Here is a 12,437-nt window from a genome sequence, read left to right as displayed (position 1 = left end):
GTCGTCTTTCGGCGTTCTTCAAGTCTCTGTACTGCAGTTTTCGCCCCGCCGCGTACCCCGCGACCGGGCGTGTCGCACGCACTGTGCACCGGTCGAATCCGATGCATACTGGACATGCGAATTTGCCCGGCGTGCGCGCACGCGTCTCCGCGAGCGCCCCTATCGGCCAGGCACGAGCCTCCACAATACCAGGCTCCGCACGCCCCTCCAAACTCGGTGTACGGGGCCTTACCGCAGGTCAACGGGTGAATGGCGGCATTGGTTCCCGCGACCCCTGAACTGCGTCAGCCGCCGGAGCCGTTGCGGTGGGCCATCCCGACGGCCAGCCTCAGGACCATATCGGTGAACACGGCGTCGGTGTCCACCTCGTTCATCACCCCGGTCATTTCCAGCAGGACGAAGCCGTGCAGCGCTGCCCAGAACTCCAGCGACGCGTAATAGGCGTCCTCACCGTCCAGGCCGTAGGAGGCCAGCACCTCGATCACCGGGGCGGCCGCCGCGTGGGAGGCGGCGGTGAATTCCGGGTCGTCGCCCTCCAGCGGCATCCGGGTGAACGCCGAGTAGCGACCCGGGTGGTGGTGGGCGTAGCTGCGGTAGGCGCTGGCCATCGCCATCACCGCATCGTCGCGGGTGCGGCCCTGCCCGACCGTGCTGAGCATCTGCAGGATGTCGTCGATGACGTGCATGCGCACCGTGCGGCGCAGATCCTCGAGGCTGTGGACGTGGTTGTACAGCGACGGCCCCTTGGTGCCGAGCTGGGTGGCCAGCGCGTTGATGGTCAACGCGTCCCAGCCCTCCCGGTCCAGGAAGGTCAGCGCGGCATTGACGATGACCTCGCGGCTGAGTTTGGCCGAACGCGCCGACGACCGGGCCCCGGCGCGCGACCGACCGCCCGCCGATTCCGGTTGTGAACTCATCCGCTCGCCCTTCAGTTCTGCGATCAGCGAAGAACTCTAGTTGACGTCGGCACTCACACGTAGGCTCCAACCGTCGAGCCGTCACCGCGAATCACTGAGTCAGTAAGGAAGTAGCGCCGATGCAGACCCCCACTTTGGCCGCTGGAATCGGAGCCCTCGGCGCTGCACTCGTGGCCATCACCGTGGCCGGTTGCGGCTCCAACAGCACGGACACCAACTCGCCGACGGCGACGGCGGGCAAATCAGGCGCGCAGGTCGAGGTGGGCAACACCATCAACTACGGATCGTTCGGCACCACCACCGAGATCGACTGCGCCGACGGCAAGTCCCTCAACGTCGGCGGCTCGAACAACACCCTGACGGTGAAAGGCTCGTGTGCGTCGGTGAACATCGGCGGCGCGGACAACAAGATCGTGTTCGAGAAGATCGCCAACGAGCTGTCGGTGGTCGGCCTGAACAACACCGTCACCTACAAGGGTGGCGAGCCGAAGGTGAACAACCTCGGCACCGGGAACACGATCAACAAGGGCTGAGCCCGCCGGGCGTCAGGCCTTGGCGCCGTGCCGTCCCGCGCCCGACGCGAAGCGCGCAGCGCCGGCCAGCGACTCCTCGGCCACCCGCGAGAGACTGCCGAACTCGACGTCCATCGCCTCGGCTTCGGACTGGCCCCACTGATGGATCGCCGACAGCCGATCCGAGCGCAGGCAGCCCTGCGGCAGCGCTGCGAGTTCGGCGGCCAACTCCTCGGCGGCATGCCGGGCATGCCCCTTCGGCACCACCCGGTTGGCCAGGCCGATCGCCAGCGCCTCCTCGGCATGTACCTCACGGCCGGTGAGGATCAGGTCCATCGCCCGGCCGTGCCCGATCAGCCGGGGCAGCCGAACCGTGCCGCCGTCGATCAGCGGCACCCCCCACCGTCGGCAGAACACCCCGAACACCGCGTCCTCCTCGGCGACCCGCATGTCACACCACAGAGCCAGTTCCAGACCGCCGGCCACCGCGTAGCCGCTGACCGCGGCGATCACGGGTTTGGAGAGAACCATCCGGCTCGGGCCCATCGGCCCCGGAGCCGCTGGGCCGGCGACATCGGATCCAGTCCCTGGCCTATGCAGCGGGTTCGAGTTCGCCGTACCCATCGCCTTGAGATCGGCTCCGGCGCAGAAGGTTCCGTGATCACCCCACAACACCGCGACCGATGCCGAATCGTCCTTGTCGAACTCGTCGAATGCCGCGTAGAGCGCCATCGCCGTCGGCCCGTCGACCGCATTGCGCGCGTGCGGCCGGTCCAGGATCACGGTGGTGACCGCGCCATCACGCTCGATTCGTATTCCGCTCATCTCGTCGCCTCCATCAGTCGTTCGTCGTCTCGCCGTGCCACCAGCTCGGCGGCAAAGTCCACATAGGCCCGCCGCACCTGTGCGCCGGGCCAGCCCCACGGCAGCAGTTCGTCGGGCAGCACCGGGTCGGCGAGCAGGTGGCGCACCATGCCCGCGGCGACCGCGAACCGACCGGGGATATCGGACGCCGAGGCCATCTCGGCCAGCAGGCGGTGGCCGGTGGCCGACCACCCGTCGAGGTCCCAGAGCTGGGCGGCGAGCTGGCCGGGATTGTCGTCGCGGGCGTGCAGTACCCGTACCCGTCCCTCGACTTCGGCGGGCAGCGCGTCGTCGAGATTGTCCGGCCGCAACCACACCGCTTCGCGCAGCTCACCGAATCTGCTGTTCTGCAACGCATTCCGCATAGCCGCCCGCACCCTCGGATCCATCCCGACAGAGGTGATCACAACGGTGGTCCAGGTTCCGTCCCAGTCGCGGGTGCGCGGGTCCAGCGCATCGTCCTGCCGGCGCTGACGGGCCAGCAGCCGATCAGAGAGCCGGTACCCGTCCTCCGAACGAACCAGGTCACCGGCGCTGACCATCCGCGTCAGAGCCACCCGCAACGTTTGCTCGCGGATACCGAAATCCGCTGTCAGACGGATCAATTCAGCCGGCGTGGCCCAGGCTGGGTGGGCGCCCAGCAGCACCGACAGCACCACCGACCTGGCGGTCATCCGGGTCAGCGACTCAGACACCGTCACACCCCGGAGGCGCGGCGGCCGTGGTCACCGAACGGCTCGTCACGGTGACGGACCGCTTCACGGAACCCGTGCTCGCGGGCGTCGGCCACAAAGGCGTGGCCCTCGGGAGTGTGCCGGGCGATGCCGTCGAACACGGTGCTGACCATGCGACTGGTGGCCACGCCCTGCTGGTAGAGCGCGGCGTTCATGGCGAGCTTGACCATGATGAGCTGGTTGACCGGAACCGCGGCGATCCGTTCGACCAGCCGTTCGGTGCGCTCGTCGAGGTCCTTGGCGTCGGGCGCCTCGACGGCAAGTCCCCATTCGGCGGCCTGCGCGCCGGTGAGGCAATCACCGGTCAGCAGAAGACGTTTGGCGCGCTGGTCGCCGAGCCGATGCGCCCACAGGCCGGCGGCGGGCACGCCCCACACCCTGGTCGGCGGGTAGCCGATCTTGGCGTCGGCGGCCGCGATCACCTGGTCGGCGTGCAGCGCGATGTCGGTGCCGCCCGCCACGCAATAGCCGTGGACCTTGACCACCGTGGGCTTGTCGGCGTGCATGAGGCTGGCGAAGCCCCGCACGAACCTGCTCATCATCTGGTAGTCGATCATCGGATCCCACGGCTGATTCGGCAGGTGGTTGACGGCCTGGGTTTTGCCGTCGAGCACGGTACCTGCGCGCTCGGACCCGCCCGCCGAACCGGTGCCGTCGGCGTACGCGCTCAGATCGAAGCCCGCACAGAATCCGTCGCCGCGACCGGACACCAGGATCACGTGAACGTCGGGGTCCATGTCCGCCCGCTCCACCAACGCCGCCAATTCCAGCGGGGTGTCGGCGACAATGGCATTGCCTTTCTCCGGACGGTTGAACGTGATTCGGGCGATGCGATCGGTGACCTCGTAGGTCATCGTCTTCAACGTCTCCACGCCACACCCTTCCGCGACAGTGCGGTTTCATCCGCGACACGCCGTGCGAAGCGGATCAGATCGCACACTCGAGGCGCGACCGCGGTCATCCCTTCACCAGGCAGCGCTCGATGATCGGCCCGAGATCCAGCCCAGCGGGCAGGGTGCCGAACGCGCCGCCCCAGTTGCCGCCCATCCGGGTGGCCAGGAATGCCTCCGCGACCGCGGGGTGGCCGTGTCGCACCAGCAGCGAACCCTGCAACGCCAGGCAGATGTCCTCGGCGACCTTGCGGGCCCGGTACTCGACGGCCTCGGTGTCTGCGAGTTCGGCCCGCAGCGTGGCCACGTGGACATCCAGCCGGGCGTCCTGCCCCGCGGTGGTGCCCAGTTCGTCGAACAGGACGTCGACGCATTCCGGCCGGGTTGCCATGGCGCGCAAGGTATCCAGCGCGCTGACGTTCCCCGAGCCCTCCCAGATACCCATCAGCGGCGCCTCGCGGTAGAGCCGGGGCATACCTGACTCCTCGGCGTAGCCGTTACCGCCCAGGCATTCCATCGCCTCGCCGGCATGCGGGGTGGCCCGCTTGCACACCCAGTACTTGGATGCCGCCAGTCCGATCCGGCGCAACAGCGTCTCGCGCTCGTCACCGCGCACCGCGCTGTCGGTGGCGCCGGCCATCCGCATCGCGACAATGGTGGCCGCCTCGGCCTCGACGGCGAGATCGGCGAGCACATTACGCATCAGCGGCTGGTCGATCAGATAGGCGCCGAACGCTTTTCGATGCTGGGCATGGTGCACCGCCCGGGTCAGGCCATTGCGCATGCTGGTGGCGCTGCCCAGCGTGCAGTCCAGCCGGGTGAGGTTGACCATCTCGATGATGGTCGGCACTCCGCGGCCCTCCTCGCCGACCAGCCACGCGATGGCGCCGTCGTACTCCACCTCACTGGAGGCGTTGGCGTGGTTACCCAGCTTGTTCTTGAGGCGCTGGATGAACATCCGGTTGCGGCTGCCGTCGGGCAGCACCCGGGGCAGCATGAAGCAGCTCAGCCCGCCCGGCGCCTGGGCGAGCACCAGGAAGATGTCGCTCATCGCCGCCGAGGTGAACCACTTGTGCCCGGTCAGCGAGTAGCTGCCGTCGCCGTTGGGGACGGCCTGGGTCGTGCCGGCGCGGACGTCGGAGCCGCCCTGCTTCTCGGTCATCGACATGCCGGCGGTGATCCCGGCCTTGGTGGCGGGCACCGTCAGCTCGGGATCGTAGTCGCGGCTGGTGAGCAGCGGCTCGTACACGGCGGCCAGCTCCGGGTTGTGGCGCAGCGCGGGGACGACGGCGTAGGTCATCGAGATCGGGCAGACGTGGCCGGGCTCGGGCGTCCAGACCGACATCTTCGCCGCGCGGACCACGTGGGCACCCGGGCGCTCGTCGGCCCACGGCGCGGCGTGCACACCGTGGGCAATCGCCGTGCGCATCAGCTCGTGATAGGCGGGGTCGTACTCGATCTCGTCGACCCGGTAGCCGTAACGGTCATGGGTGTGCAGGATCGGCTGGTTGCGGTCGGCAAGATCGCCCCAGCGCTGGGCCTGGGCGCTGCCCGAAAGCGCACCGAGTTCGGTGACCTCGTCCAGCCCCCACTGTCCGCCCTCGCGGATCAGGGCCTCGATGAGCACCGGCGACGTGGCCGGATTGTGGTCCACCAGCGGCGGGACCTGGTTGGTGACGACGTGCGTGTCCGACATCCCTCCACTGTTACATTTTTCTGATAGCCGCACAAGAACCGTAATATGGCATGCTGCTGGGCGTGAAGCCGAACTCCGTGGTCCACGCATCCAGCCAGTGGCTCGAACACGAGCCGGTGCCCGGCGACCAGTCGCTGGGTGGCAGCCCGCACACCGGCATCGCCGAACTCGGCCAGTTCGGCGGACTCGACGTCGGGGTGTGGGAGATGACCCCGGGTGTGATGAGCGACGTGGAAGCCGACGAGGTGTTCGTCGTGCTGTCCGGGGCCGCCACGGTGGAGTTCGACGACGGCACTCCCCCGCTGACGCTGGGCCCGGGCGATGTGGTCCGGCTGGCCGAGGGAGCGCGCACGGTGTGGACGGTCACCGAGACGCTACGCAAGGTGTATCTGAGCTAGCGCGGATGCGCGGCGAAGAAATCCCAGATCGCCTCGGTGGCGAATGACGGCCACTCATGACCGCCACCGGCCACGGTGATCAGCTCGACGCTTCGCCCGGCCGGGCAGTCGGCGATCGATGTCGTGAGCGCTCCATTGACCGTCGTGGCCGGTGGCGCGCACTGATCGACGTCGCGCCAGAATCCATTCACGTCAGGCACCGGTGGGCCGTCGATGTTCGCGACACCCTCACCGGGCTGCCCGTCGTAGCGGATCATCCGGTCAGCGGTGCCGTGGATGTGTACCACCGAAGTGGGTGACGGCGCCGGGCAGCTGTCGAGCTGGGTCGCCGAATCCGGCCCGACGGCCGCGAAAACCGCTGTGTTGCAGGCCAGTTTGTAGGCCATCATGCCGCCGTTGCTGATACCGGTGGCGTAGATCCGGGTGGGATCGATGCCGATATTGCCGGCGATATCGCGTACCGCGGCGGTGATGAACGCGACGTCGTCGACATTGTCGCGCCCGGAGCGACCGCAGCAGCCGCCACCGGAATTCCAGGCCCGGCCCAGCCCGTCGGGGTAGGCGACGACGAACTTGGCCGACTCGGCGAGCTGATTCCAGCCGTAGGCCCGCTCGGCCTGCGCGGCGCTGCCGAACCCACCGTGCAACATGACCACCAGCGGCGCAGCCGGGGGCAGACCGGCGGGCAGATACAGCCGGTAGATGCGGTCGACGCCGCCGACGGCGATCGTGTGTGCGGTGGCACCCGGGGTGAAGGGGGCCGGTGCGGCCGAGCCCGACGGTGCACAGGCCGAGACGAGTAGGAGGACCCCTAGTAGCGCGACGACCCGGGTCCGCATGCTCACCCCGATACGTTGTCGCGGAGGAAGGCGATGTCGTTCTTGCGGCCCTCGTCGGCCGTCTCACAGATCACCGGCGCACCCGCTGCCGTGACCACCGCGACCAGCAGCTGCGGATCGATCTGTCCGGCGCCGAAATTGGCATGCCGGTCAGCACCGGAGCCCTTGGCGTCGCGGGAGTCGTTACAGTGCACCAGGTCGATCCGGCCGGTGATGCCCTTGATCCGCTCGACCGCGTCGATCAACTCCTCGCCAGCCGCCCAGGCGTGGCAGGTGTCCAGGCAGAACCCGATGCCGGTGTCGCCGATCCGCTCCCACAGCCGGCCGATGGTGTCGAAGTGCCGCGCCATGGCGTGGTCACCGCCGGCGGTGTTCTCCAGGTAGACCGGCACCTCGGTCTCCAGCTGGGCCAGGGCTTTGACCCAGCGCTCGAAGCCGGCCTCCATGTCATTGTCATCGGCGTGGCCGCCGTGCACGATCACCGCCGTCGCGCCGATCTCGGTTGCGGCATCGCAGGTGTCCTGCAGGATCTTGCGCGACGGGATGCGCACCCGGTTGTTCGCCGAGGCCACGTTGATCAGGTAGGGCGCGTGCACGTAGAGCGGGATCGGGGATTTGCGCAGCAGGTCGGCATCCTCACGCGGCTTGGGTTTCTTCCAGCTCTGCGGATCACCGAGGAAGAACTGCACCGCGTCGGCCTCGTCATCCAACGCCCCGGCCAGCGGATTGTCGGAGCGGACATGGGAACCGATCAGCACGTCGGCCAGTTTAGGCGCGGCGGCGACCGCGCGCTTCCCAGCCCGACCGTCAGCTCCCGCGAGCAGGCCCACAATCGCACGAAAATCGCTCTGCCAGTGCGATTTTGCGTGTGCTCGAAAGGTCAGCGCCAGAACAGGTGGTGGATCACACCGCTGGGGCTGGGCACCACTTCGTGGTGGAAGCGATCGTCCAAGTCGTCGGGTGACTCCCAGAGCCGGGAACCGGCGCCGATCTCGACGTCGGCGACGGCCACATGCAGGGTGTCGACCAGACCCGCGTCAAGGAACTGACGGACGGTGCTCGCGCCACCGCCGAGCCGGACATCCTTGCCACCGGCCGCCCCCTTGGCCTGGTCCAGGACGCTCGCGGGATCACCGTTGACGAAGTGGAACGTGGTATCCGACAGCGTCAACGACGGCCGGTGATGGTGCGTCATCACGAACACCGGGGTCCGGAACGGTGGCTCGTCGCCCCACCAGCCCTGCCAGTCGGCATGGTCCTGCCACGGACCGCGATAGGGGCTGAACTTGTTGCGGCCCATGATCTCCGCACCGATGTTGTTGGTGAAGTCGCGGGTGAAGTAGTCGTCGAGGCCGCGGCTGCCGCCGGGGTCGGTGCGATTCACCCAACTGGCCGTCGCGCCGACCCAGGCGAACAGGGCCTGCTGGTCGGCGTCGCCGAACGGACGCTCGAAGCATTGGTTGAGCCCGGCGCCGAAGCCGTCGCGCGAGAGAATGAAGTTCTGGACTCTGAGCAGTTGGGTCATACCAGGGTAGACCGCGGCAATCAGCCCAATTCATCGCAACGAAAAAGCCCCCGGGCGAACCCGGGGGCCTTTTCGTACTCGACTAGCGGTAGTCGCTGTAGCCGTAGTCGTCCAGCGGCACCGCAGCACCGGTCGCCTGGCCGAAGTCCGGGCTGTAGTACTGATCCTCGTAGGACGGGATCGTGTACGCCGCAGCGCGGGCTTCCTCGGTCGGCTGCACCTGGATGTTGCGGTAGCGGTTGATACCGGTACCGGCCGGGATCAGCTTGCCGATGATCACGTTCTCCTTCAGACCCTGCAGCTTGTCGCTGCGGCAGTTGATCGCCGCATCGGTCAGCACGCGAGTGGTCTCCTGGAACGACGCCGCCGACAGCCACGAATCGGTGGCCAGCGACGCCTTGGTGATACCCATCAGCACCGGACGGCCGGCCGCGGGCTCGGCGCCCTCGGCAACCACCCGACGGTTCTCGGCCTCGAACTCGCCGCGCTCGGTCAGCGAGCCGGGCAGGAACTCCGTGGCACCCGAATCGATGATCGTGACGCGCCGCAGCATCTGCCGGACGATGACCTCGATGTGCTTGTCGTGGATCGACACACCCTGCGCCCGGTAGACCTCCTGGACCTCCTTGACCAGGTGGATCTGGACCTTGCGCGGGCCTTCGACACGGAGCACCTCGTGCGGGTCGGCCGAGCCCTCCATGAGCTGCTGGCCCACCTCGACGTGGTCACCGTCGGCCAGCAGCCGCTCGGTCCCGTCGTCGTGCTTGAACACGCGCAGACGCTGACGCTTGGACAGCTTGTCGTACACGACCTCCTCGCCCCCGTCGTCGGGAACGATGGTGATCTTGTAGAACTTGTCGCTCTCCTCCAGGCGAACCCGCCCGGCGACGTCGGCGATCGGGGCACGGTTACGCGGAACGCGCGCCTCGAACAGCTCCTGCACACGCGGCAGACCACCGACGATGTCGGCGCCACCGGTAACACCACCCTGGTGGAAGGTACGCATGGTCAGCTGCGTGCCGGGCTCACCGATGGACTGCGCGGCCACGATGCCGACGGCCTCGCCGATGTCGACCAGCTTGCCGGTGGCCATCGAACGGCCGTAGCACATCGCACACACACCCGAGGCACTGCCGCAGGTGAGCACGGAGCGCACCTTGACCTGCGAGATACCGGCCTCGAGCAGCGCGTCGATCGCCGGGTCGCCCAGGTCGTGGCCGGCCTCGACGATGACGTTGCCCTTCTCGTCGACCGCGTCAGCGGCCAGCGTGCGGGCGTACGCCGAGGTCTCGACGTGCGGGTCGCGGATGAGGCTGCCGTCGGCCTGGCGCTCGGCCAGGTCCACCAGGATGCCCCGTTCGGTGCCGCAGTCGTGCTCGCGGACGATGACGTCCTGCGACACGTCGACCAGACGACGGGTCAGGTAACCCGAGTCAGCGGTACGCAGAGCGGTGTCCGCCAGACCCTTTCGGGCGCCGTGGGTGTTGATGAAGTACTCCAGCACCGTCAGGCCCTCGCGGAACGAGGACTTGATCGGACGCGGGATGAACTCACCCTTCGGGTTGGTCACCAGACCCTTCATGCCGGCCAGGGTGCGCGTCTGGGTGAAGTTACCCGTCGCACCGGACTTCACGATCGTGATGATCGGGTTGTCATCCGGATAGTGCGCCTCGAGAGCCTTACCGACCTCTTCGGTGGCTTCCTTCCACAGCTCCACCAGAGCGTCGTTGCGCTCCTGGTGGTTCAGGGCACCGCGCTGGTACTTCTTCTCGATCCCGTCGGCTTCGGACTCGTAGCGCTCGAGGATCTCCTGCTTCTCCGGCGGCACGATGACGTCGGCCATCGACACGGTGACACCCGACCGGGTGGCCCAGTAGAAACCGGCGTCCTTGAGCTTGTCGACGGTCTGCGCCACCACGATCATCGGGTAGCGCTCGGCCAGATCGTTGATGATCCGGGCCTGGACCTTCTTGTGCATCTGCTCGTTGACGAACGGATACCCCTGCGGCAGGAGCTCATTGAAGAGCACCCGGCCCAGCGTGGTCTCGGCGGTCCAGGCATTGCCCGGGCGCCAGCCGTTCTCGCCGAACAGCTCGGTCTCGACCTCGTGCGGCGGACGCAGCTGCGTCAGGCGCACCTTGATCTGCGCACGAACACTGAGCACACCGCGGTCCATCGCCATGATGGCCTCGGCCGGGCTGCTGTACACACCGGTTTCCGGGGTGTCCTTGCCTGCCGGGGTGTACTCGCCTTCGCTGCCGGCGACATGGGTGGTCAGGAAGTACAGACCGGTGACCATGTCCAGACGCGGCATGGCCAGCGGCTTACCCGAGGCCGGCGACAGGATGTTGTTCGACGACAGCATCAGCACGCGGGCCTCGGCCTGCGCCTCGGCGCTCAGCGGCAGGTGGACTGCCATCTGGTCGCCGTCGAAGTCGGCGTTGAACGCCTCACAGACCAGCGGGTGCAGCTGGATGGCCTTACCTTCCACCAGCTGCGGCTCGAAGGCCTGGATACCGAGGCGGTGCAGCGTGGGTGCACGGTTCAGCAGAACCGGGTGCTCGGCGATGACCTCTTCGAGGACATCCCACACCTGCGGACGCTGACGCTCGACCATGCGCTTGGCGCTCTTGATGTTCTGCGCGTGGTTCAGGTCGACCAGTCGCTTCATCACGAACGGCTTGAACAGCTCCAGCGCCATCAGCTTGGGCAGACCGCACTGGTGCAGCTTGAGCTGCGGGCCGACCACGATGACCGAACGGCCCGAGTAATCGACGCGCTTGCCGAGCAGGTTCTGGCGGAACCGGCCCTGCTTGCCCTTGAGCAGATCGGACAGCGACTTGAGCGGACGGTTGCCCGGCCCGGTGACCGGCCGGCCGCGCCGGCCGTTGTCGAACAGCGCGTCCACCGACTCCTGAAGCATGCGCTTCTCGTTGTTGACGATGATCTCGGGCGCACCGAGGTCGATCAGTCGCTTGAGCCGGTTGTTGCGGTTGATCACACGGCGGTACAGGTCGTTGAGGTCCGAGGTGGCGAAGCGGCCACCGTCGAGCTGGACCATCGGCCGCAGCTCCGGCGGGATCACCGGAACCGCGTCGAGCACCATGCCCATCGGCGAGTTGCCGGACTGCTGGAAGGCCGCGACGACCTTCAGTCGCTTGAGGGCGCGCAGCTTCTTCTGCCCCTTGCCGCTGCGGATGACCTCGCGCAGCGACTCGGCCTCGGCGTCGATGTCGAAGTTCTGGATGAGCTTCTGGATCGACTCTGCGCCCATCGAGCCTTCGAAGTACTCGCCGTAGCGGTCGACGAGCTCGCGGTAGAGGTTCTCGTCGACGATCAGCTGCTTGGGAGCCAGCTTGGTGAAGGTGCTCCAGATCTCGTCGAGCCGGTCCAGCTCGCGCTGGGCACGGTCACGCAGCTGACGCATCTCGCGCTCGCCGCCGTCGCGCACCTTGCGGCGCACGTCGGACTTGGCACCCTCGGCCTCGAGCTCGGCCAGGTCGGCCTCGAGCTTCTGGGCGCGGGCCTCCAGGTCGGAATCACGCTGGTCGGCGACGGCCTTCTTCTCGACCTCCATCTCGGCTTCGAGGGTGGAGAGCTCGTTGTGGCGCATCTCGTCGTCGACCGCGGTGATCACGTAGGCCGCGAAGTAGATGATCTTCTCGAGATCCTTCGGGGCCAGGTCGAGCAGGTAGCCGAGGCGCGACGGGACGCCCTTGAAGTACCAGATGTGCGTGACGGGAGCGGCCAGCTCGATGTGGCCCATCCGCTCGCGACGCACCTTGGCGCGAGTGACCTCGACGCCGCAGCGCTCGCAGATGATGCCCTTGAAGCGGACGCGCTTGTACTTGCCGCAGTAGCACTCCCAGTCGCGAGTCGGTCCGAAGATCTTCTCGCAGAACAGGCCATCCTTCTCCGGCTTGAGCGTGCGGTAGTTGATGGTCTCCGGCTTCTTGACCTCGCCGTACGACCAGTTGCGGATGTCGTCCGCGGTCGCCAGACCGATGCGGAGTTCATCGAAGAAGTTGACGTCTAGCACGTAACTCCCTTTCCCCTTTCGGG

Annotated in this window: 11 protein-coding genes; 2 read left to right on the top strand and 9 right to left on the bottom strand. The window is 67.5% G+C overall.

Annotation, left to right across the window (positions count from 1 at the left end):
- Positions 1–284: 284 nt before the first annotated feature.
- Positions 285–917 (bottom strand): TetR/AcrR family transcriptional regulator, encoded by a 633-nt coding sequence (locus BN3385_RS07280; protein ID WP_059015888.1) that lies wholly within the window; start codon positions 915–917, stop codon positions 285–287.
- 119 nt (positions 918–1,036) lie between these two features.
- Between BN3385_RS07280 and BN3385_RS07275 the strand changes: the two genes are divergently transcribed.
- The gene (locus BN3385_RS07275; protein ID WP_059015887.1) at positions 1,037–1,450 is read left to right on the top strand and encodes a DUF3060 domain-containing protein; all 414 of its coding nucleotides are present in this window, start codon (positions 1,037–1,039) and stop codon (positions 1,448–1,450) included.
- Between the two features lie 12 nt (positions 1,451–1,462).
- On the opposite strand, the gene BN3385_RS07270 is transcribed toward BN3385_RS07275, so the two are convergent.
- The 4 genes from BN3385_RS07270 to BN3385_RS07255 form a co-directional block, all read right to left on the bottom strand.
- Positions 1,463–2,254, bottom strand: coding sequence for a crotonase/enoyl-CoA hydratase family protein (locus BN3385_RS07270; RefSeq protein ID WP_059015886.1), 792 nt, complete (start codon positions 2,252–2,254; stop codon positions 1,463–1,465).
- Entirely contained in the window at positions 2,251–2,967 is a 717-nt protein-coding gene (locus tag BN3385_RS07265; protein WP_059016482.1) for a PaaX family transcriptional regulator C-terminal domain-containing protein, read from the bottom strand. The genes BN3385_RS07270 and BN3385_RS07265 overlap by 4 nt, the downstream gene beginning before the upstream one ends.
- 23 nt (positions 2,968–2,990) lie before the next feature.
- Positions 2,991–3,899, bottom strand: coding sequence for a crotonase/enoyl-CoA hydratase family protein (locus BN3385_RS07260; protein WP_156432618.1), 909 nt, complete (start codon positions 3,897–3,899; stop codon positions 2,991–2,993).
- Positions 3,900–3,984: 85 nt separating this feature from the next.
- A complete protein-coding gene (locus BN3385_RS07255) occupies positions 3,985–5,613 on the bottom strand; it encodes an acyl-CoA dehydrogenase family protein (RefSeq protein WP_059015885.1) in 1,629 nt (542 codons plus the stop codon).
- A 50-nt stretch (positions 5,614–5,663) separates the two neighbouring features.
- On the opposite strand from BN3385_RS07255, the gene BN3385_RS07250 reads away from it, so the two are divergent.
- Positions 5,664–6,011: a cupin domain-containing protein gene (locus BN3385_RS07250; RefSeq protein WP_059015884.1), complete on the top strand. Its 348-nt coding sequence runs from the start codon at positions 5,664–5,666 to the stop codon at positions 6,009–6,011.
- Here BN3385_RS07250 and BN3385_RS07245 read toward each other — a convergent pair.
- The 4 genes from BN3385_RS07245 to BN3385_RS07230 form a co-directional block, all read right to left on the bottom strand.
- Positions 6,008–6,850: an extracellular catalytic domain type 1 short-chain-length polyhydroxyalkanoate depolymerase gene (locus BN3385_RS07245; protein ID WP_059015883.1), complete on the bottom strand. Its 843-nt coding sequence runs from the start codon at positions 6,848–6,850 to the stop codon at positions 6,008–6,010. The two genes, BN3385_RS07250 and BN3385_RS07245, sit on opposite strands and share 4 nt — an antisense overlap.
- A 2-nt stretch (positions 6,851–6,852) precedes the next feature.
- Positions 6,853–7,608 carry a deoxyribonuclease IV gene (locus tag BN3385_RS07240; RefSeq protein WP_059016480.1) on the bottom strand — a complete coding sequence of 252 codons (756 nt, stop codon included), beginning with the start codon at positions 7,606–7,608 and terminating at the stop codon, positions 6,853–6,855.
- 122 nt (positions 7,609–7,730) lie between these two features.
- On the bottom strand, positions 7,731–8,375 hold the full coding sequence (locus BN3385_RS07235; RefSeq protein ID WP_059015882.1) for a dihydrofolate reductase family protein: 645 nt from the start codon (positions 8,373–8,375) through the stop codon (positions 7,731–7,733).
- Between the two features lie 82 nt (positions 8,376–8,457).
- Positions 8,458–12,414, bottom strand: a complete 3,957-nt coding sequence (locus tag BN3385_RS07230; protein WP_059015881.1) for a DNA-directed RNA polymerase subunit beta' — start codon at positions 12,412–12,414, stop codon at positions 8,458–8,460.
- Positions 12,415–12,437 lie beyond the last annotated feature (23 nt).

This window comes from Mycobacterium sp. M26 (assembly GCF_001494595.1).
Taxonomy (GTDB): Bacteria; Actinomycetota; Actinomycetes; order Mycobacteriales; family Mycobacteriaceae; genus Mycobacterium.
Note: the sequence above shows the minus strand (reverse complement) of the source record. Positions and strands in the feature narration are given on the sequence as shown.

Bases quoted from the DNA above. Each gene is read 5' to 3' on its own strand.
- BN3385_RS07280 (WP_059015888.1), bottom strand. From the start codon at position 917: ATGAGTTCACAACCGGAATCGGCGGGCGGTCGGTCGCGCGCCGGGGCC.
- BN3385_RS07265 (WP_059016482.1), bottom strand. From the start codon at position 2,967: ATGACCGCCAGGTCGGTGGTGCTGTCGGTGCTGCTGGGCGCCCACCCA.
- BN3385_RS07270 (WP_059015886.1), bottom strand. From the start codon at position 2,254: ATGAGCGGAATACGAATCGAGCGTGATGGCGCGGTCACCACCGTGATC.
- BN3385_RS07255 (WP_059015885.1), bottom strand. From the start codon at position 5,613: ATGTCGGACACGCACGTCGTCACCAACCAGGTCCCGCCGCTGGTGGAC.
- BN3385_RS07250 (WP_059015884.1), top strand. From the start codon at position 5,664: ATGCTGCTGGGCGTGAAGCCGAACTCCGTGGTCCACGCATCCAGCCAG.
- BN3385_RS07235 (WP_059015882.1), bottom strand. From the start codon at position 8,375: ATGACCCAACTGCTCAGAGTCCAGAACTTCATTCTCTCGCGCGACGGC.
- BN3385_RS07275 (WP_059015887.1), top strand. From the start codon at position 1,037: ATGCAGACCCCCACTTTGGCCGCTGGAATCGGAGCCCTCGGCGCTGCA.
- BN3385_RS07245 (WP_059015883.1), bottom strand. From the start codon at position 6,850: ATGCGGACCCGGGTCGTCGCGCTACTAGGGGTCCTCCTACTCGTCTCG.